Raw genomic sequence first — 20211 nt, 5'->3', positions numbered from 1 at the left:
CCATGATCTCTCCCCTGCTCGACCCGACCCTTATCACGACCGGCGGGAGCCTGATCGGCCTTGTCGTCATTGCCGCCGCCCTTCTGCGCGGCTGGCAGGGATGGCTGGAGCTGAAACGGCAGGAACTCGATTGCACCGCGCCCAAGCCTGCCCAGGCCGAAGAAGGCTCGGGGATCGGCACGGCCCGGATCGAACTGGCTGATCTGAAAGAGCGCATCCGCAAGCTTGAAGCCATCGCCAGCGGAGTGGACATGTGAGCAGCGCATCGCAATCCGCCGCGCAGGCCGGGATCGGCCTCGGCAGCGCAATCGCTGTGGCAATCAGCTGGAGCATCCACAAGTCGATCATCTGGGCGATCGTCCACGGCTTTCTCGGCTGGTTCTACGTGATCTGGCATGCCTTCACCCGGCCGGGCGGCATCGCCGGCTAGCAAAGCCCTCTTCCGTTTGGCGCGCAGCCTGCCTAATTGCGGGTGATGCGCACCCTTTCCGACATTCTCGAAGAATATGAGTTCCTCGAAGGCGACGAACGCTACGGCCTGCTGATCGAGCTGGGCCGCACGCTGGAGCCGATGCCCGACGCTCTCAAGACTGACGCGACGCTGGTGCGCGGCTGTTCGGCAGCGGTGTGGGTCTATCCGGCGGGCCATGAAGCCGAGCGGCTGCATTTTCTCGCCGATAGCAACGCCGCGATCACCAAGGGCATCGTCGCACTGGTGATCGCTGCGGTGCAGGACAAGCCCGCTACCGACGTAGCGGCAATGGATGTTATGGCCGCGCTTGCGCCCTTCGATCTCAGAAACCAGCTCTCCTCCAACCGAACGCAGGGCGTCCCCAACATGATCGCGCTGGTGCAGGAACACGCAGCGCGGCTGGCTGCGGCCGGAAAGGAATGACCATGGCTGACACCCCTGCCCTTCCCAGAATGCGCTCATGGCTGTTCGCGCCGGGAGACAGCGAGAAGAAGATGGGCAAGGCGATCGCCAGCCCCGCCGACATCGCGCTGCTCGATCTTGAAGATTCGGTCTCGCCCGAAAACAAGCCGGCGGCGCGCCTGATGGTGGCCGAACAGATCGCCGCCAACGCCAATCGCGCAAGGCTGTGGGTGCGGATCAATCCGGTGGCGAGCACCGATTGCGTGCTCGATTGCGCCGCGATCATTCCCTCGCGCCCGGGCGGCGTATTTCTGCCCAAGGCCGAAGGGGCCGCCGACATCACCCGGCTGCACCACTATCTCACCGCGCTGGAAGCCGCCAACGGCATTCCGCTGGGCCGCACGCTGATTGCCGCTCTCGTCACCGAGACGGCAGCGGCGATGTTCAAGACCGGCGATTATGTCGGCGACTATCCGGGCCGCGAGCGGCTGGTGGCGATGAGCTGGGGCGCAGAGGACTTGTCATCCGCGCTGGGTGCGCGCGAGCAGCGCGGGCCTGATGGCGAGTATTCGCACACCTATGAAATGGCGCGCAGCCTGTGCCTGATCGGCGCGTCTGCCGCGGGCGTGGCGGCGATCGAGACGGTTCAGCCCGAGTTCCGCGATCTCGAAGCGCTGGCGGCCCGCGCACGGCGGGTGCGGACGCAGGGTTTTGCCGGGATGCTGGCGATCCACCCCGCACAGGTTGATCCTATCAATGCTGCCTTCACTCCCAGCGCCGAGGAACTGGCCCACGCCCGCGCGGTGGTGCAGGCCTTTGAAGATCATCCCGGCGCAGGCGTGGTGGCGCTGGATGGAGCAATGCTCGACCGCCCGCATCTAGTGCTCGCACAGAGGCTCTTAGCCGAAGCTGATACAAAATAGGTTAATTCATTTTCCTACATTAACCGATTTGGTCATTTTTTGCACGACTCACCCGCAAGGAGCGCAAAACATGGCCCTGATCGACGTCCTTATCGGCCCCATCGCCTCGCTGATCGACAAGATCATTCCGGACAAGGAGGCCCAGGCCAGGGCCAAGCTCGAACTGATCACACTGCAAGGCTCGCAAGAAATGCAGATGATTGAGGCCCAGCTTCAGGCGATTGTCGCCGAGGCGAACTCGAAAGACCCCTGGACCAGCCGCGCTCGCCCGAGCTTTCTCTACGTGATGTACATCCTGCTGCTTGCCGCGCTGCCGATGGGGGTGCTGAGCGCCTTCAACCCCGTGGCGGCAAGCGATATCGCGGCGGGGATGAACGCCTACCTGACCGGGCTGCCGGAGCCGCTCTACGCCCTCTTCGGCACCGGCTACCTCGGCTACACGGCGGCGCGCCAGTGGGGAAAGGTCAAGGGCGTGGACCGGTAGGCGGGAACCGAGCAGGCACCCTCTCCGCCACACCTAACAGCATTTGTAACAAGCATCGCGGCAGCGACCTGATAAACATGCATCGCGACCCGAGGAGCCATGAGGCTCCAGACCTCAAGCCCCTGCCTTCGGGCAGGGGCTTTTTTTACTTATGTCGGCGCTGCAAGCGCTCGGGCAAGCTCGCAAAAGGTGACCGATCAGGTCTTCCGGAACGCCGCGCGCAAGAAAACCCTATCCCGTTTCTGCATCCCGGTCTCGCACATCGCGCATGTCACGGCCACAGCCCCCGGGTATCAGCACACTCTTCCCCGCCCCGCACCTTCCCGCTATCCCCGCCCCCATGAGCAACCTCGTCTACGTCCTCAACGGCCCCAATCTCAATCTCCTCGGCACACGCGAGCCGGAGATCTACGGCACCACCACGCTCGATGATATCGCGGGAATGCTGGAGGATCGCGCCCGCGAACTCGGGCTCGAAATCGAGATGCGCCAGACCAATCACGAAGGGATGCTGGTCGACTGGCTGCACGAAGCTCAGGCCGAAGGCGCGCGGGCGGTGCTGCTCAATGCGGCCGCCTATACCCACACTTCCATCGCGCTGCTCGATGCGATCAAGGCGATCCGCACGCCGGTGATCGAGGTGCACCTCTCCGCCCCCAAGACCCGCGAGGCTTTCCGCCACTTGTCCTATGTCGGCATGGCTGCGGCCATGACGGTCGAGGGGCACGGGGCCGATTCCTACCGCATCGCGCTCGAAGCCGTAGCGTCAGGCGCGGTTTAATCGTCATCCAAGTTTCACATTTTGCACCGCTGCCACTTGCCTGCCGCAATTGGCCGCAATAGACGCTCGCGCTTTATCCGCGCAGTTTCGAGCGCACGGCATTTGACAAGGGGCATACATGGCAAACGACGCTGGCCAAGGCAGCAAGGCGAACGGGCGCAAGTCGGGCATGAACATCGACACCGCAATGGTGCGCGAACTGGCCGAACTGCTGAACGAGACCGGGCTGACCGAGATCGAGGTCGAGGATGACGACCGCAAGATCCGCGTCTCGCGCGCAAGCATGGCTGCCGCTGCCCCGGTCTACGCCGCAGCCCCTGCGCCTGCCGTGGCTGCCGCTGCACCCGCCGCTGCCGCTCCGGCCGCAGCCGAGCCTGCTGCACCCGCCGGCCCCGATCTCAAGAACGCGGTCAAGTCGCCGATGGTCGGCACCTGCTACCTCGCGGCGGAGCCGGGTGCCGCGAACTTCATCGCGGTCGGCAAGGCGGTGAAGGAAGGCGACACCCTGCTGATCGTGGAAGCGATGAAGGTGATGAACCCGATCACCGCGCCCAAGTCGGGCACCGTCACCGCGATCCTGATCGAGAACGCCCAGCCGGTCGAATTCGACCAGCCTCTGGTGGTGATCTCGTAAGATCATGGGCATCAAACGCATCCTGATCGCCAATCGCGGCGAGATCGCGCTGCGCATCCACCGCGCTGCCCACGAAATGGGGATCGAGACGGTTGCGGTGCACTCCACCGCTGATGCCGATGCGATGCACGTGCGCCTCGCCGATCACGCGGTCTGCATCGGCCCGCCGCCAGCTGGCGAGAGCTATCTCAACATCGCCAACATCATCTCGGCAGCCGAAGTCGCGCAATGCGATGCGATCCACCCGGGCTATGGCTTCCTGTCGGAGAACGCCAAGTTCGCCGATATCGTCGAAGCGCATGACATCATCTGGATCGGCCCCAAGCCCGAGCATATCCGCACCATGGGCGACAAGGTCGAGGCCAAGCGCACCGCTGGCGCGCTGGGCCTGCCGCTGGTGCCGGGTTCGGACGGCGCGGTCAGCGATTTCGACGAGGCGCGCAAGATCGCCAAGGAAATCGGCTATCCCGTGATCATCAAGGCCGCTTCGGGCGGCGGCGGTCGCGGCATGAAGGTGTGCGAAAGCGAGGACAAGCTCGAAACCCTGATGCAGCAGGCAGGCAGCGAGGCAAAGGCCGCTTTCGGCGATGCGACCGTCTATATCGAGAAATATCTCGGCAATCCGCGCCACATCGAATTCCAGGTCTTCGGCGACGGCAATGGCGGAGCGATCCATCTGGGCGAGCGCGACTGCTCGCTCCAGCGCCGCCACCAGAAGGTGCTCGAAGAGGCCCCGTCGCCCGTCATCAGCGCCGAAGAGCGGATGCGCATGGGCGAAGTCTGCGCGCAAGCCATGCGCGACATGGCCTATCGCGGTGCAGGCACGATCGAGTTCCTGTGGGAGAACGGCGAGTTCTACTTCATCGAGATGAACACCCGCCTGCAGGTCGAACACCCCGTGACCGAAGCGATCACGGGCGTTGATTTGGTGCGCGAGCAGATCCGCATCGCCGAGGGCAAGCCGCTTTCGGTGAAACAGGAAGAGCTCGAATTCCACGGCCATGCGATCGAGTGCCGTATCAACGCAGAAGACCCCTTCACCTTCGCGCCCTCGCCCGGCCTTGTGACCTATTATCACGCGGCAGGCGGGATGCATGTGCGCGTCGATTCAGGGCTTTACGCCGGCTACAAGATCCCGCCCTATTACGACTCCATGATCGCCAAACTGATCGTCTATGGCCGCACCCGCGAAGGCTGCATCATGCGTCTGCGCCGCGCGCTGGAGGAAATGGTCGTCGAAGGGGTCAAGACCAACATCCCGCTCCACCAGGAATTGCTGCGCCAGACCGACGTCCTCAACGGCGACTATTCGATCAAGTGGCTCGAGCAGTGGTTGGAGACCCGCGAGGACTGAACCAACCATCGGTGCATTTATGTTGCACCGCAACACAAATCGGAATGATTGACGGGCGGAAGGATTGGACCCTTCCGCCCGTTTGCTTATGGACGAACTCGCCTCCCCTCGAGAAAGATCGTGTCGCAGGTCAGCGGCATGATTCGACGCGATTTTGTTTTTCAGCCCGGCTATAGTCAGCGCCGGGATTGCGCTGCACAGCCGTGCCAAGGAGTGCCCGATGAACCGCAAGACCCAGATCGTTGTCGTCGGTGGCGGCGCCGGAGGGCTCGAGCTTGTCCGCCGGCTGGGGGCTAAATACGGGCGCAAGCATCACGACATCATCCTCGTCGACAAGAACCTTTCCCATATCTGGAAGCCGCTGCTGCACGAGGTTGCCGCCGGCTCGCTCGATGCCAATCTCGATGAAGTGGGCTATCGCGGCCATTGCTTCCGCTGGGGCTACCGCTTCTTCCAGGGCAGCCTTGAAAGCGTTGATCGCACCGCAAAGACCATCCGCCTTGCGCCGGTGAAGGACGAGGACGGCAGCGAACTGATCGCGGGGCACACCATCCGCTACGATATTCTGGCGCTCGCCTTGGGCTCGGTTTCCAATGATTTCGGCGTCCCGGGTGTGAAGGACCATTGCCTCTACCTCGACAGCCGCGAACAGGCCGATCGCTTCCGCACACGGCTATTGAACCACTGCCTGCGCGTCAGCCGCGCGATGATGAAGGACCCGGGCGCCAACGAGCAGGTGCGCGTCGCGATTGTCGGCGGCGGCGCCACCGGCGTGGAGTTGGCCGCGGAACTCTACAATGCGGCAGGAGCCCTGCGGCACTACGGCCTCGAGGTGTTCGACGAGAGCCGGATGCATGTGACCCTGCTCGAAGCCGGACCGCGCATCCTGCCTGCGCTGCCCGACAAGCTGGCGGCTGCGGCGACTTATGAACTGGGGCAACTCGGTGTGCAGGTGCGCCCGGCGGTGCAAGTGGTCGAGGCGCGCCCGCGCCAGCTCATAACCAAGACCGGCGAGGCGATCGAGGCTGACCTCATCGTCTGGGCTGCCGGCGTGAAGGGCGCGGATTTCCTCTCCGGCCTTGGCCTCGAAACCAATCCGCGCAACCAGATCCTCGTCACCGACACGCTCCAGACCACGGTCGATCCCGATATCTTCGCGCTCGGGGACTGCGCCAGCTACACGCCGCCGGGCGAGGATCGTCCCGTGCCCCCGCGCGCGCAGGCCGCGCACCAGATGGCCGAGGTGGTGTTCGCCAACATCGTGCGCAAACAATCGGGCCGCCCGCTCAAGCATTTCACCTATCACGACAAGGGTTCGCTGGTGTCGCTCTCGCGCTTCTCGACCGTGGGCAGCCTGATGGGCAACCTCATCGGCGGGAGCATGGCGATCGAAGGACGGCTGGCGCGGTTCATCTACACCTCGCTCTACCGCCTGCACCTGATCGGCATCCACGGCTGGCTGAAGGCGACATTCCTGATGCTGATCGGCCGCGTGAACCGCATCGTGCGTCCACGCCTCAAGCTGCATTAAGTCGGAGTAGCGCTACTCAGCCCCGTGCTTCGCCATCGCCGCAGCGATGCAGGCGGCGGCGCGGGCAGCGATCGCTTTGGGCTGATCGGCCCCCATCAGCGCGGTGCGCTTGCGGTTGATGAGGTCGGCCTGATCGCTCAGGCCTTGCGGGATCGCGTAGGCATTGTGGTGCCATGCGAGGGCGAGAGCGGATTGTCCGGCCAGTTCGCGGTCCTCGGGCAAGGTGCCGGCCGCGATCAGATAGGTGTAGGCGCTGATATCCACCGCGCAGGCGAGATGCTCGTCTGGGGCCATGGCATCGAACGGCTTGGCGCCTTCGGGTTCGGATCCGTCACTGGCAGAACAGCCGGACACCAGCGTCAAGGCCGCAACCAGACCGGCCGATGCGAGCGCCGCCCTTGCCTTCACAGCGGGACGCCGGGTTCCTGTTTGGCGGTGCGGATCGTCAGCGAAGTCTTGACGCTTTCCACATTGGGAGCAGGCGTCAGCTTGCCAGTCAGGAATTCCTGAAAGCTCTGAAGGTCCTTGCTCACGATCTTGAGAATGAAGTCGATTTCCCCGTTGAGCATGTGGCACTCGCGCACTTCGGGAAGGGCGCGCATATGCTCTTCGAACTCGCGCAAGGACGCTTCAGCCTGGCTCTTGAGGCTCACCATCGCAAAGACGGTGATGGCAAAGCCGAGCTTGGACGGATCCAAATCGGCATGATAGCCGCGGATCACGCCGTCCTCTTCGAGGCCCCGCACCCGGCGCAGACAGGGCGGCGCGGTCAATCCGACACGCTGGGCCAGCTCGACATTGGTCACCCGGCCTTCTGCCTGCAGTTCGGCCAGCAGACGGCGGTCGATATCATCCAGATTGGCCACTCGGATTCAGCTCCTTGCCCAGCCTCGCGTTCACCTGTCGGCAACGCTGCTTGCCCTATCGTTGCGAAGTAAGAAGAGGCGTGCCGGAAGGCTCGCTTCGCTAATATTATTAGGTCTGCCAGCAATTGTCCCGCTTTGCAACGCACCTTGCGCGTCAGACTGTGACAATTGTCCCATCCTGTTAGAACATCGCAAGCAGGGCGCGCTACGCGCTGCTTCTGCGCCGTGATGGAGGCCGCCGATTCGGGCGGTGTGCGGGCCCAGTGGGCCGTGGCAGTCGCCGGAGGAGTGAGCCCAAGCGTGTTCTTCGATGATCGCCTTGCCACCGTGCTGCGCCAGCGCGCCACCGGCGAGGCGGGGTTGCGCACGCAATATCGCCAGCTGCTCGATCTGCTCGGCAAGGACCGCCTGCATCCGGCCAATGCCCAGCACCAGAGCCTGGTCGCAGCGGCGTGGCTGCGAATGGACACGCTCGCCGACGCCATTCCCGCGCCGCAGCGGGCCGGGATCATCCGCGAGGCCGGCTGGCGCTTCCGGAGCGCCGATCTCGCTGCCCATCTTGCCGATCAGGAGCCAGAGGTCGCGATGGCCGCGCTCTCGCGGGCGGAGCTTTCGGTCGAAGATTGGACTGCGCTGATCCCGCGCCTGCCCGTGCGTGCGCGCGGTTTTCTGCGCCTGCGCCGCGATTTGCCGGTGGATGTCGAGGCGCTGCTGGCACGGCTGGGCATCCATGATCGCGGCCTCCCCCGGCCCGACAACAGCGTGGCCCCGGAACCGGCGTCATCCGCGCACGCGCCCGCAACCCGCCCGCTCGAGCCTGCCGAGCCGGCCGAGCCGTCCGCCCCACCCGTCGCTCCCGCCCTGATCCCGCTGCACCGCCGCGAGCGTGCCACGGTGGCAGACCCCGACGAGACCGGCCGCAGCGAAATCTCGGCGCTGGTCGAACGCATCGCCCAATTCCGGCGCGAGCGCAGCGAAACCGGGAGCGACGCGGACATCGCGCCGCGCCTGCCACTGGGCGAATTTCCCGAGCTGCCAGAGCGCCCGATTGCCGCCTTCGGCTTCGCGGCGGATGCCGCCGGACGGATCGAATGGGCCTCAAGCGAAGTCGCGCCGATGGTGATCGGTACCCGGCTGGTTGCCCCGCGCGCCCTGGCCAGCACGATCGTCGAAGAAAGCGCTATCGATCGCGCTTTCGCACGCCGCCAGCCAATCCTTGGCCATCGATTCACCCTTGGCGGGGCCAGCGCGATCAGCGGCGAATGGACCCTCGATGCCCAGCCCAGCTTCAGTTTCGAAGGGCATTTCACCGGCTATGTCGGCCGCCTGCGTCGTCCTCTGGCCGACCTCGAACAGCCTGCGCCTGCCGAAGCGCGCGAGGCGGACCGCATCCGCCAGTTGCTCCACGAATTGCGCACGCCGGTCACCGCTGTGCAAGGCTATGCCGAGGTGATCCAGCAGCAGCTTTTCGGCCCCGCCCCGCACGAATATCGCGCGCTCGCCGCCGCGATCGCTGCCGATGCGGCGCGCATTTTGGCCGGGTTCGACGAGCTAGACCGGCTGGCGCGGCTCGAAACCGGTGCGCTCGGGATCGATCCCGGCGAGGCTGATATCGCGCGCCTCACCCGTCGGATCGTCGACCAGCTCACCCCTGTGCTCGCCGCACGCGAGGCGGGGATCGCGCTGGTCCTCACCCCCGATGCAAGCCTGCTGGCGGGCTGCGACAGCGATGATGCCGAGGCGCTGCTGTGGCGGCTGCTCGCCAGCCTTGCCGCAGCCTGCGGTGCGGGCGAACAGCTCGCTGCACGCCTATCGCCTGTAATTCTTCAGGGCCAACCGCAAGCGCGGCTCGAATGCAGCCTGCCGGCCGATCTGGCACGCGAGGACAACCTGTTTGCCGCGACCGCGCGCCCGCCAGAAAGCGCGATCAATGCCGGGCTGTTCGGCGCCGGCTTCGCCTTCCGCCTCGCCCGCGCCGAGGCGCGCGCGGCTGGCGGGGCGCTGACTTGCGAAGACGGCAAGCTGGTGCTCACCCTCCCGCTCTTGACCCTGTCGGATGACCTGCCTAGCCATCAGGCTGGGGTCGCGCGCTAGAGGGATCAGGCTGATGGCAACAGAATCGATGCTGGTGCCGCCCAGTTCCGCGGCGACCGCGCAATTTGCGCCCGGTTTCGGCCAGCGTGTTCTGCTGACGGTCGATACCGAGGAAGAGTTCGACTGGGGCGCTCCGTTCCGGCGCGAGGGCTACGGCCTCAGCCACGTTGCCGCGATTCCGCGCTTCCAGAGCTTTTGCGAAAGCATCGGTGCACACCCGGTTTACCTCGTCGACTGGCCGATCGTGAAAGATGCCGCCGCAGTCGAGATCATCGGCGATGCGGTGCGGCGCGGGACGGCCGAGGTCGGGGTACAGCTCCACCCCTGGGTCAACCCGCCCTTCGACGAGGATGTTAACGTCCACAATTCCTACGCGGGCAATCTTCCGCGGGAACTGGAAGCGGCCAAGTTCATGGGGCTACGGGATGCGATCGAGGCCGCTTTCGGATCGCCGCCGCTGATCTACCGCGCCGGGCGCTATGGTCTGGGGCCGGACACTGCCGATCTGCTCAAGGCGGCGGGCATCCGCATCGACACCTCGGTGCGCACGCTGTTCGATTACAGCGATCAGGGCGGGCCGGACTATTCGCGCCACCCCGTCAGCCCCTATTGGGTCGATGCCGAGCGCCAGCTCCTCGAACTGCCGGTGACCAGCGTCCACTGGGGCATTTTCCGAAATGTCGGTGTCAGTCTCCAACGCCTGCGCCCCGCCCTGCCGACAGTGCTGGGCGCGATGTCGCATTTCAGCCTGCTTGAACGCATAGCCCTGACACCCGAAGGCGTGACCATCGCAGAGGCCCTGCGCGGGATCGACATTGCACATGACAGCGGCCTTCCGGTGCTGGTGCTGTCGTTCCACAGCCCCACGCTCGCGCCCGGCAACACCTCCTATGCCAAGGACGAACAGGCGGTCGAGGCGCTGTATGAATGGTTCGCCGCAATCTACGCCGACCTGGACCGTCGCGGGATCCGCAGCTGCACTGTCGCCGACATCATCGCCGCCACCTCCGGCTGATCCGCCAGAACGGGCTCGGTCATCGCGGCTTGTCTCTGTGCGGGCAGCGCAGTAGAGGCAAGCATTCGCCCTGTCTCCGGCCCCATATCACGGGCCTGTAGCTCAGCGGTTAGAGCTGGCCGCTCATAACGGCTAGGTCGCGGGTTCGAATCCTGCCGGGCCCACCGGGGCGGGGGCGAGCGTCGGGGAGTAGCGCAGTCTGGTAGCGCATCTGCTTTGGGAGCAGAGGGTCGCAGGTTCGAATCCTGTCTCCCCGACCAACTTTTTCAGAGAGTTAGATTAAAATTATGGATGCTATTTAGCGGCCTAACCACCTTCAGCAATCATATAGCAATCACGGGCGCGCCCAGGCGTGATGGTCCCGCGTCAGGTCTTTCGCTGGCCAGGCCGATAGGTCACACGCCATCCCAGCAAATCGTTTCGATTCTCGATTTAGGTCGCGCCCCACCCCCCGGGGGTGGGGCCGAGCGTGGCGGGACTGTCACGGGCTACGTCCGCGCGAATTTTTTTTGATGATGAACTGGAAAATCCGAACCGGCCGATCACAAGCCCGCTTCGGCCCATCGCGATGCTTGAGCAGGAGCGCGAGGGGCTCGCAAACACCTCTGACCCCAGCGCTACGCCCGAACTCTTGCGCCACAAACGGCATCATGAAGCGCCTTTAGCCCGCTCGTATCGTCAGGCAAAACGTTGAACCAGCCCTCGCCTTTGGGTTGACCCTCGACCGAGCCATCTTTCTGGTAAACACGGCTTCTGAGGATGCGATACGCCGGGTCCTTGCAATCAAGCTCGTACTGAACGCGGATCTCTTTGATGGCGTTAGGGTTAGGTTTGAAGACCTGCTTTGCCCACACCTGCCGATATCCGTTACCGGCGCGGATCGATTTCAGATCAACGTAGGTCGAGCTATCATCGTGGTTATCAGTCTGAATGCGCACCCAGTCCGGCGCGTCCCTGTCGTGTTGGGCTGAGGTGGTGCCGGTTTTCTGGACAGGATGCTAAGCTAATCCCGACCTGATGGATTGGTACGGGAATGAAGACGACGAGGAAGCGCTACAGCGCGGAGTTCAAGGCCAAGGTGGCGCTGGAAGCGATCCGGGGCGACCTGACGCTGGCGGAGCTGGCAGCGAAGCATGGCGTGCACCACACGATGATCGCGGCCTGGAAGCGGCAGGCCATCGACGGGATGGCGAGCACCTTTTCCGGGGCTGGTGATGCGGCCAGGGCGGTCAGCGAGGGCGAGGTGGAAAAGCTGCACGCCAAGATCGGGCAACTGGTGGTGGAGCGGGATTTTTTAGCGAAAGCCTTCGGTCGATGAGCCTGGACCGGAGGCGGGCGATGGTCGAACCTGCTCACCACCGCTTGTCGATCTCGGCGCAGTGCCGCCTGCTGCGGATTAGTCGTTCGTCCTATTACTACGCGCCGGTGCCGGAAACGGATGAGACGCTGGCGCTGATGACGGTGATCGACGAAACCTTCATGGAGTGTCCGTGGTACGGCAGCCGCCAGATGGCGCGGCACCTGCGTCGCAACGGCCACGAGGTCGGTCGTCGCCGTGCACGGCGGTTGATGGCGAAGATGGGCCTGACGCCGATCTACCAGCGGCCGCGCACGAGCGATCCGCACCCGCAGCACCGGGTCTATCCGTACCTGCTGCGCAAGCTGGCGATCGAGCGGCCCAACCATGTCTGGTGCGCCGATGTGACATACATCCCGATGCGCCGCGGCTTCCTCTACCTGGTGGCGATCATGGACTGGGCCACCCGCAAGGTCTTGGCGTGGCGGCTGTCGAACACGATGGACGCCGGGTTCTGCGTCGCGGCGCTGGAGGAGGCGCTGGTCCGGTTCGGCAAGCCGGAGATCTTCAATACCGACCAGGGCAGCCAGTTTACCAGCTACGCCTTCACCAGCGTGCTGCGAGACGCCGAGGTCCGCATCAGCATGGATGGCCGGGGGCGGTGGATGGACAACGTCTTTATCGAGCGCCTCTGGCGCTCCCTGAAATACGAATGCGTCTATCTCCATGCCTGTGAGACCGGATCGGAGCTGAAGGCTGGCCTTGGCCGGTGGATCACCTATTACAACACCCAGCGTCCGCACTCGGGCCTGGCCGGGCGAACCCCGGTCGAGGCCTATCGGCGGATCGGGCAATCAGATCATGGGGGGCATGCCCCCCATGATCTGATGACCAAACAGGCGGCATGAACGACAACCGGGATTAGCTTAACTTAGCCGCCAAACTGTCCAAAAAGGCGGGACCACCTCAGACCGGGAGTCGACGCTGGAACGAGAGCGCAGAGAGCATCAGCGGTCCGTCGCCGCCCATCAGGAAGCCGTGCGAGTGCACCACGATGCCGTGCGCGATCTGGATGTCAGGATCGCGAACGTCAGCGAGTCAGAACGACAGATCAAACAGCGGCTAGACGCGGCAACGGAGGCATCGAACGCCGCTGCGGCGAAGGAAAGACAGGCTAGCGCCGCGATGCTGGTGCAGGAGCACTGGATGGCCTTGATCGCCGCCACCGCTTCGGCACCTGACAAGATCATCATTGATGGCAGCGGCAAGGTTGCTGTCGCACCTCAACTGATGGCGTCAATGCCGGAACCGCTCCGTTCAACCGTCCAGAAAGACGCGCCCGACTGGGCGAGAGGCATTATCAAGGCAAGACATGAGCTTGGCAAAGCATGGCAGCAAGCCGAAGCGGCCAAGGCCGATTGGAAGCGCAAAGCAGAGGCGCTTTCCGCCGAGCAGCAGCGCATTGAAAAATCGCGGAAGATTCTGGATGCAATCACGTCCGGCCAGTGGGCTGCCTCGATTGAAGGCGATAGCATGACCATGCGCCCTGCCAATGACAGCGACCCCGGAAATGTGGCGAGGATGCCTTTGGCTGACTTGGAGTCGAGCTTTGTTCACGCGGCACAGGCGTTCACGCATTTGAGCACGACGACAGACAGCGTCCTCGAACTCCGCGAAAGCCTGAAGAAGGAACGCTCAGCCTTGGCCAAATCACAACCCGAGCGTGCGTCGCAACTCGATGAAGAGCAGCGGCAAACGGATGAAAAGGTCAGAAAAGGGCTCCGATTGCCGCCTGGATTTGGACAAGGACTCGGTATGTGATCCATCCTGCACTGCGGCACTCGTTGTCCGGTTTTGTCGTTGCAGCGTGGTGAGCGGGATGACCGGTGTTGAGTGGATTTGAGAAGGTCTGCTCCTGTTGTCGCGCGCGGGTCTTGCGGCGGTGCGATTAGATCAAAAAGCGAACAAACCGCTCTTATTCCGCCGCGATTGGTGATGCGGTAAGCCTTCGCTCGAATCGGAGAGAGCGACCCTATGGCAAAACGAAAGACCGCACTGGAGCACCTGAACAACGGGCGCGAACCGCACATTGTCCATATGATTCCACCAGGTGCACCTGGCTATCGTGAGGCCGATGGCGGGGCGATGGTTGTCTCCTCCCCCGCGGAGGTGAACGCCATTGTGCGCACGCTCAAGTCGGGAGAGGTCGTTACGCTCGATGACCTTCGCGCCGCAATCGCCCGCCGCCATCAGGTCGCGGTGGCCTGTCCCGTTTCGACCGCGATCTTCCTCAATATGTGCGCACGCGCAGCAGAGGAGCAGCGCGCGATTGGTTTGCCTGAAAGTGAGCTTACGCCTTGGTGGCGCGTGCTGAAGAAAGGCGGCTTTCTCAATCCCAAATACCCCGGCGGCACCGAGGCGCAGCAGGCGCTGCTGGAAGCCGAGGGCGTGCGCGTTTCGCCGCTGCGCAAGAAGCCTGCCGTCTTTGACTTTGCCGATCGGACGCCAGCGGATCCGCTGGAGAGGCGCGCATGATCCGGAAGGCCTTGCTGGCGCTTGCCGCGCTTGCGGTGCTTGCCCTCGGCGGACTTTACGCCTGGGGTCTTTCAATCCCCGCAACCACCAGAACCGAGCGTGAGGTCCAATTCGCAGCATCGCCCGAGGGGGTCCACGCTCGTATCAGCGACGTTCGCGGTCAAAAGGCGTGGCGTAGCGATATCGGCAAGGTTGAGGTCAGCAGCGACGGCAAGCAATGGACCGAATTCCCCGACGACGGAAGCACGCTTGCCTTTCGGTTGATCGAGAGCCGTCCCGCAAGCACCTTCGTCATCGCCTACAAGTCGTCGCTTGGTTTCGAGGGACTTTGGCGTGCCGGGCTTGAACCCGATGGCAACGGCACACGCGGCGTGTTTGCCGAAGAGGTCACGATCCCAAATCCTTTCCTTCGGGCAATCGGTCGTATGACCAGTCCACCGGGCCAGCATCTTGACCTTTACCTACAGGATCTCCGGCGCGTAACTGAACCCCAATGATGAAGCACGGCCGATCGCGGCAGGAACGGGGTCGATAGCCGAAGGGCAGGAATTCTTCAGAAACGAGGCAAAGCCGCCATGCGGCTTTCGGGATCGCGAATCGGCTCCGCTCATGGCCGGTGATGGGTGGGAAGCGGCCCTTACGCTGCGGCCGCACAGGGGAGGAACTTGCCGACTGCGGTGCTGGCGCGATCGATCCACTGGTCCTTCTCACCCACCGGAGCCACGTAATGGATCGCCTGCGCCGCGTCCTGCCACGACGCTCCCCGCGCGATCATCCACGCTGCGAGATATTGAGATGACAGGCATCCGCCAGCCGTGGCAACATTGCCGTGCGCGACAAAAGGTGCGTCGATGACCCGCACGCCCGCCTCGATTACCCAAGCCTTTGTAGTGAGGTCGGTGCATGCCGGAAGATCGCCCACGAACCCGAGCTTTGCCAGCAGCAAAGTTCCCGAGCACTGGGCACCGATTAGTTGCCGCTCGGGGTCAAGGTCGATCTGACCGATCAACGCCGGGTCGGTGGCGATTTCGCGGGTCTTTATGCCGCTGCCGATTAGCACAGCATCAGCTTCCTTTGCGAAGGATAGAGGTCGCTGGCGGGTGACTGTGACACCATTCATCGAAGTCACCTGCTCCGTAGGCGAGGTGATATACGCTCCCCAGCCTTTCGGTTTCATCCTGTTGAGGATGCCCGCAGCGATGAACGAGTCCAACTCGTTGAATCCGTCGAAGGTGAGAACGGCGATCTGCATTTCGGTCAAACTCAAAGTTAGGCTGAACGCCTTAGCGCGAAATACTCGATGGCGGAATGACCACAATGGGGTCGCTTGCTGAATGGCAGGAATTTTGCGCGAATGCGGCAAAGCGGACATTGTCAGCAGCCACCGCCGGGCATGGTTGACCGATTGTCGAAGCGGCAGGCCCGCGACCGGATCAGCGATACAAACGGACCGATCGCGTCCCCCAATTGCGCTCGCCGATCAGCACCCTGCCCCGCCCTAATTCGGCCCTTGCAGCGGGATTCATCGTATGTCACATGCCTGTGCACACGGCCTTCGCGCCGTGCTGCAACCCGCGGCTTTCCGGGCTTTGCGGGTGGTCGGAAAAATGGACTCGAATCCTGTCTCCCCGACCACTTTTCACAAGACCCGCAAAACCCATCTTCCCCTATCCCGACAATCGCGCCACACATGGTCGGCAAGGGACAAAGGGAGACGATCATGCGGTTCATCCTCGGCATGCTGGCGTGTGCAATGACGGCAGGCATGCCAGCGCAGGTGCTGGCGCAGACACAAGCGCAGGCTCCGGTGGTTGATGCGGGTTATGACGCACTCGTCACCCTCAACGAGGATCTGCGCCAATATATGCTGCCCGGCTTTACCGCCGGTGTGGTGATGGATTCGGGCGCGCGCATCGGCGATGTCTATGCCGATGATCTGATGGCGCGAAAACTCGCCGGGCTGGCCGCTTTCGAGGCGCGGCTGAGTGCCCTTCCTGTCAAGAGCTGGTCGCGCGCAGGGCAAGCCGATTACCTCGCGGTGAAATCGATCCTCAACGGCTACCGCTTCAATCTCGAAGTCTTGCGCCCGTGGAAGCGCGATCCCGGCTTCTATCTCGATCCGCTGATGGCAGTCGCCTTTGCCGAGGTGACGAAGAGCGATGCGGACATCGCCAAGCTGCGCACAAGGCTGCGGGCCGTGCCGCCGTTGCTAGCCTCGGCGCGGGGCAATCTCACCGAGGTGGCGGGCGATTTTGCCGATCTTGCCCTCCACAACCTGGAGAACAGCGACGGGGTCAATCACTATCACCCCTATCGCACAGTGCCGCCCGCCGGGATCATCGGCTGGTATGACGATCTGCTGGCGCGGGCCCGTACGAGCCGCCCCGATCTGGTGGATGATGTGCTGGCTGCACGAAATGCGGTGGTGGCTTTTCGCGACTGGCTGCGCGCCGACCGGGCGCGGATGAGCGCTCCCGGCGGGGTCGGTGCGGCGCGTTATGACTGGTATATCCGCCACGTCCGCATGATCCCGCTGACGGGCGACGAAATGGTCACCCTCGCCGAACGCGAGCATGAACGCATGACCGCCGCCCTCGTGCTGCTGCGCCACCGCAACCGCAATCTGCCGCAGCTCACCCTGTCGCAAAGCGCTGCTGAGCAAGCCGCCAAGATCGCCTCGACCGATGCCGCCGTCCGCCGTTTCCTCAAGGACGAGAATATCGTCACCATCCCCGGTGATGTCGGCGATCTGGGCAGCAACACGCCCTATATCGAGCGCCCGGGCGGCCCCAATTTCTGGGAGCAGATCCAGTTCCGCGATCCGATCCCCGATCACCTGCACGCGGTGATCCCCGGCCACCGTTTCGATGCGGTGCTGGCCGAGCGCGACACCCGTCCGATCCGCAGCGCCTATAGCGACGGCGGCCGCGCCGAGGGCTGGGCAACCTATCTCGAAGAGGCACTGATGATTGCCGGCGCCACCCGCGACCGGCCGCGGGCGGATGAATTCATCGAGCTCTTCGGCATTTTCCGCGCCGCCCGCGTCCCGGCCGATATCAACATGCAGCGCAATCGCTGGAAGGTGGCCGAGGCAGTCGGCTACATGCGCGCCAAGACCCCGTGGCTCGACGAGGATGTCGCCCGCGTCGATGCCGAGATCTACCTGCGCCGCCCGCCGGGCTACGGCATCGCCTACACGATCGGCAAATTGCAGATGGACGCGCTGCTGGCCGACCGCGCAAGCCAGCTGGGCGAGGCCTTCAACCTCAAGGATTTCCACGACCAGTTCCTCGCTGCGGGCCGCCTTCCGATCGCATTGGTGCGTTACGAGATGACCGGCGCCGAGGACGAGGTGGCGCTGTTCTGGAACACCCCGCCGATCCCTCCGGCGGACTAGCGGGCCACTGCTCGCCCTTGCCCGCTGGGGGCCGAGTTCCTAAGGGCGCGGCATGACAGCCCCTGCCCCCCTCTCCGCCGGTCCCGCGCGCGCCGAGCAGATTGCACTGCTGACCCAGATCGAGGCGCGGCTGCGCTGGCTGTCCTCGTGGACAGTGCACAATGCCAACAACCTGCGCGAAAAGCGGGACGGGCTGAAGGTCGGCGGGCATCAGGCGAGCTGTGCCTCGATGACCGCGATCATGACCGCGCTCTATTTCCACGCCCTGCGTCCACAGGACAAGGTGGCGGTCAAGCCCCATGCCGGGCCGGTGCTCCACGCGATCCACTATCTTCTGGACGAACAGACCCGCGACAAGCTGGCGCGGTTCCGTGGCCTTGGCGGGGTGCAGTCCTATCCCAGCCGCACCAAGGACACGATCCCGGTGGACTTCTCGACCGGCTCGGTCGGGCTTGGGGTGGCGGTGACGGCTTTCAGCAGCCTCGTGCAGGACTATCTCATCGCTCATGAGGGCATGGCAGAAGCCGACGCTGGCCGCATGATCGCGCTGATGGGCGATGCCGAACTCGACGAGGGCAACATCTACGAATGCCTGATCGAGGGCTATAAACACGATCTCAGGAATTGCTGGTGGATCGTCGATTACAACCGCCAGAGCCTCGATGCCACCACGGCGGATCGGATGTTCCGCCGCTTCGACGACATCTTCGAGACCTGCGGCTGGCGGGTGGTGACGCTAAAGCACGGGCGGCTCCAGCGGGAAGCCTTTGAACGGCCGGGTGGCAAGGCGCTGGAAGACTGGATCGAGAACTGCCCCAATGCCGATTTCGCGGTGCTGACCTATCTCGGCGGCTCGGCATGGCGCGAACGGCTAACCAAGGATCTGGGCGCGCAACCGGGCGTGGCGGAACTGCTCGCTGCCCATGATGATGCCGCGCTGGCGCTGCTGATGACCAATCTTGGCGGGCATTGCATCGAGACCCTGCTCGACGCCTTCGATTCCGTCACCGACGACAAGCCCACGCTGTTCATCGCCTATACGGTGAAGGGCTACGGCCTGCCGCTGGCGGGGCACAAGGACAACCACTCGGGGATGATGAACACCGCGCAGATCGAGGGTCTGCGCGCCGAACTCGGGATCGCACCGGGCGAGGAATGGGACAAGTGGGCGGGCCTCGGCGACAATCTCGCCGCGCGGCTCGAAGCGCTGGTGAAGGCGAGCCCGATCGCCCGCAAGGCTCCCGAGCACGCCGCCCCCGCAATTCCCCTGCCCGCCCGACTGCCCGTGCCCGATGGCGCAGTGCAATCGACGCAGGCCGCCTTCGGGCGCATCCTGTTCGATCTGGCCAAATCGGACGAGCCGCTCGCAGACCGGATCGTGACCACCGCGCCCGACGTGACGCAGACCACCAACCTCGGCGCCTTCGTCAACCAGCGCGGGCTGTTCCGGCGACAGGAACTGGCCGACGTGTTCCAGAAGGCGCGTATCCCTTCGGCCCAGAAATGGAGCGCGCACACTGCGGGCCAGCACATCGAGCTGGGCATTGCCGAGAACAATTTCTTCCTCGCTCTTACCTCGCTGGGTCTCGCCGCACCGCATTTCGGCACGCGGCTGTTTCCGGTGGGCACCGTTTATGATCCCTTCATCGCCCGCGGCCTCGATGCGTTGAATTACGGCTGCTATCAGGATGCGCGCTTCCTGCTGGTGGGCACGCCATCGGGAATTACGCTGGCAGGCGAAGGCGGCGCGCACCAGTCGATCAACACCCCGCTTATCGGGATGGGCCAGCCGGGTCTCGAAAGCTTCGAGCCGGCTTTTGCCGACGAGGTGGCGCTGCTGATGCATTGGGCCTTTGCGCATATGCAGGCCGATGATGGCAGCTCGGTCTATCTGCGCCTCACCACCCGTCAGATCGAACAGCAGACCCGCGTCGATGCGGCATGGGAGGCAGGCGCGCTGGCAGGGGCTTACTGGCTGCGCGAACCGGCCCAAGGCGCAAAGGCGGCGATTGCCTATTGCGGGGCGGTCGCGCCCGAGGCGCTCGCCGCGTGGGAGCAATTGCAGGATGATCTGCCCGGCCTGGGCCTCCTCGCCGTAACCTCGCCCGACCGGCTGCACCGCGACTGGTCTGCGGCGCGTGCTGCGCGCTGGCAGGGGGCAGAGCGCAAGGCGAGCCATATCGAGCGCCTGCTCGGCCAGCTTGCCCCCGACGCCGGCCTTGTCACCGTGCTCGACGGCTCGCCAGCAGCGCTGTCGTGGCTTGGCGGGGTGCGCGGCCAGCGGGTCAGCCCCCTGGGCACCGACCGCTTCGGCCAGACCGGCGACCTCATTGATCTCTACCGCACCTACCGGCTCGATGCCGAGGCGATCATCGACGCGGCGGCGGAGTTGTTCCTGGGCTGAGGACGGCGCGCGCGGCCCCTTG

General features: G+C 64.3%; 21 protein-coding genes and 2 tRNA genes. 19 read left to right on the top strand and 4 right to left on the bottom strand.

All coding sequences use genetic code 11. The annotated features are described in order from the left end of the window. The first annotated feature begins 2 nt into the window (after window positions 1-2). The 9 genes from RSE14_RS00415 to RSE14_RS00375 all read left to right on the top strand — a co-directional run bounded on the left by RSE14_RS00415 (window position 3) and on the right by RSE14_RS00375 (window position 6581). Window positions 3-257 carry a hypothetical protein gene (locus tag RSE14_RS00415; protein ID WP_324075127.1) on the top strand — a complete coding sequence of 85 codons (255 nt, stop codon included), beginning with the start codon at window positions 3-5 and terminating at the stop codon, window positions 255-257. Next, window positions 254-430 carry a hypothetical protein gene (locus RSE14_RS00410; RefSeq protein ID WP_324075124.1) on the top strand — a complete coding sequence of 59 codons (177 nt, stop codon included), beginning with the start codon at window positions 254-256 and terminating at the stop codon, window positions 428-430. The genes RSE14_RS00415 and RSE14_RS00410 overlap by 4 nt, the downstream gene beginning before the upstream one ends. 45 nt (window positions 431-475) lie before the next feature. Continuing rightward, window positions 476-895 carry a SufE family protein gene (locus tag RSE14_RS00405; protein ID WP_324075122.1) on the top strand — a complete coding sequence of 140 codons (420 nt, stop codon included), beginning with the start codon at window positions 476-478 and terminating at the stop codon, window positions 893-895. Further along, the gene (locus RSE14_RS00400) at window positions 892-1797 is read left to right on the top strand and encodes an HpcH/HpaI aldolase/citrate lyase family protein (protein WP_324075121.1); all 906 of its coding nucleotides are present in this window, start codon (window positions 892-894) and stop codon (window positions 1795-1797) included. Before RSE14_RS00405 ends, RSE14_RS00400 begins: the two co-directional genes overlap by 4 nt. Window positions 1798-1867: 70 nt before the next feature. Continuing rightward, a complete protein-coding gene (locus RSE14_RS00395; RefSeq protein WP_324075119.1) occupies window positions 1868-2281 on the top strand; it encodes a holin family protein in 414 nt (137 codons plus the stop codon). Between the two features lie 340 nt (window positions 2282-2621). Next, complete coding sequence (locus RSE14_RS00390; RefSeq protein ID WP_324075118.1) at window positions 2622-3062, top strand: type II 3-dehydroquinate dehydratase; 441 nt, start codon at window positions 2622-2624, stop codon at window positions 3060-3062. Window positions 3063-3180: 118 nt separating this feature from the next. Continuing rightward, a complete protein-coding gene (gene accB / locus RSE14_RS00385; protein ID WP_324075115.1) occupies window positions 3181-3696 on the top strand; it encodes an acetyl-CoA carboxylase biotin carboxyl carrier protein in 516 nt (171 codons plus the stop codon). Window positions 3697-3700: 4 nt separating this feature from the next. Next, complete coding sequence (gene accC / locus RSE14_RS00380; RefSeq protein WP_324075113.1) at window positions 3701-5050, top strand: acetyl-CoA carboxylase biotin carboxylase subunit; 1350 nt, start codon at window positions 3701-3703, stop codon at window positions 5048-5050. Window positions 5051-5270: 220 nt separating this feature from the next. Continuing rightward, on the top strand, window positions 5271-6581 hold the full coding sequence (locus RSE14_RS00375) for an NAD(P)/FAD-dependent oxidoreductase (RefSeq protein ID WP_324075111.1): 1311 nt from the start codon (window positions 5271-5273) through the stop codon (window positions 6579-6581). 12 nt (window positions 6582-6593) lie between these two features. Here RSE14_RS00375 and RSE14_RS00370 read toward each other — a convergent pair whose 3' ends face one another. Then, a complete protein-coding gene (locus tag RSE14_RS00370; protein ID WP_324075108.1) occupies window positions 6594-6944 on the bottom strand; it encodes a hypothetical protein in 351 nt (116 codons plus the stop codon). 41 nt (window positions 6945-6985) lie between these two features. Beyond that, window positions 6986-7447 (bottom strand): Lrp/AsnC family transcriptional regulator, encoded by a 462-nt coding sequence (locus tag RSE14_RS00365; RefSeq protein ID WP_067405649.1) that lies wholly within the window; start codon window positions 7445-7447, stop codon window positions 6986-6988. Window positions 7448-7675: 228 nt separating this feature from the next. Here RSE14_RS00365 and RSE14_RS00360 point away from each other — a divergent pair, with 228 nt between their 5' ends. From RSE14_RS00360 to RSE14_RS00345, 4 genes are all read left to right on the top strand, one after another. After that, entirely contained in the window at window positions 7676-9541 is a 1866-nt protein-coding gene (locus RSE14_RS00360; RefSeq protein ID WP_324075106.1) for a histidine kinase dimerization/phospho-acceptor domain-containing protein, read from the top strand. Window positions 9542-9554: 13 nt separating this feature from the next. After that, entirely contained in the window at window positions 9555-10556 is a 1002-nt protein-coding gene (locus RSE14_RS00355) for a polysaccharide deacetylase family protein (protein ID WP_324075104.1), read from the top strand. Between the two features lie 91 nt (window positions 10557-10647). After that, a tRNA-Ile gene (locus tag RSE14_RS00350) sits at window positions 10648-10720 on the top strand. 19 nt (window positions 10721-10739) lie between these two features. Further along, window positions 10740-10816 (top strand) — tRNA-Pro (locus tag RSE14_RS00345). A 357-nt stretch (window positions 10817-11173) separates the two neighbouring features. Here the strand turns inward: RSE14_RS00345 and RSE14_RS00340 are convergent. Further along, window positions 11174-11494, bottom strand: coding sequence for a surface-adhesin E family protein (locus RSE14_RS00340; RefSeq protein WP_324075102.1), 321 nt, complete (start codon window positions 11492-11494; stop codon window positions 11174-11176). Between the two features lie 95 nt (window positions 11495-11589). Here RSE14_RS00340 and RSE14_RS00335 point away from each other — a divergent pair. From RSE14_RS00335 to RSE14_RS00320, 4 genes are all read left to right on the top strand, one after another. Next, a protein-coding gene (locus tag RSE14_RS00335) for an IS3 family transposase (protein WP_324075101.1) occupies window positions 11590-12761 on the top strand; the annotation gives its coding sequence in 2 pieces (ribosomal slippage) (window positions 11590-11854 and window positions 11854-12761; 1173 coding nt in all). 136 nt (window positions 12762-12897) lie between these two features. After that, a complete protein-coding gene (locus tag RSE14_RS00330; RefSeq protein WP_324075098.1) occupies window positions 12898-13674 on the top strand; it encodes a hypothetical protein in 777 nt (258 codons plus the stop codon). A gap of 213 nt (window positions 13675-13887) precedes the next feature. After that, window positions 13888-14388 carry an MGMT family protein gene (locus RSE14_RS00325; RefSeq protein WP_324075096.1) on the top strand — a complete coding sequence of 167 codons (501 nt, stop codon included), beginning with the start codon at window positions 13888-13890 and terminating at the stop codon, window positions 14386-14388. Next, window positions 14385-14885, top strand: coding sequence for an SRPBCC family protein (locus tag RSE14_RS00320; protein ID WP_324075094.1), 501 nt, complete (start codon window positions 14385-14387; stop codon window positions 14883-14885). The genes RSE14_RS00325 and RSE14_RS00320 overlap by 4 nt, the downstream gene beginning before the upstream one ends. 140 nt (window positions 14886-15025) lie before the next feature. Here RSE14_RS00320 and RSE14_RS00315 read toward each other — a convergent pair whose 3' ends face one another. Then, entirely contained in the window at window positions 15026-15640 is a 615-nt protein-coding gene (locus RSE14_RS00315; protein ID WP_324076946.1) for a DJ-1/PfpI family protein, read from the bottom strand. A gap of 468 nt (window positions 15641-16108) precedes the next feature. On the opposite strand from RSE14_RS00315, the gene RSE14_RS00310 reads away from it, so the two are divergent. Both RSE14_RS00310 and RSE14_RS00305 read left to right on the top strand, forming a co-directional pair. Continuing rightward, a complete protein-coding gene (locus tag RSE14_RS00310; protein WP_324075092.1) occupies window positions 16109-17785 on the top strand; it encodes a DUF885 family protein in 1677 nt (558 codons plus the stop codon). Between the two features lie 52 nt (window positions 17786-17837). Beyond that, window positions 17838-20189 (top strand): thiamine pyrophosphate-binding protein, encoded by a 2352-nt coding sequence (locus tag RSE14_RS00305; protein WP_324075090.1) that lies wholly within the window; start codon window positions 17838-17840, stop codon window positions 20187-20189. Window positions 20190-20211: the final 22 nt, after the last annotated feature.

Source organism: Erythrobacter sp. (assembly GCF_035194505.1).
Classification (GTDB): Bacteria; Pseudomonadota; Alphaproteobacteria; order Sphingomonadales; family Sphingomonadaceae; genus Erythrobacter.
This window is presented reverse-complemented; position numbering and strand designations above follow the sequence as displayed.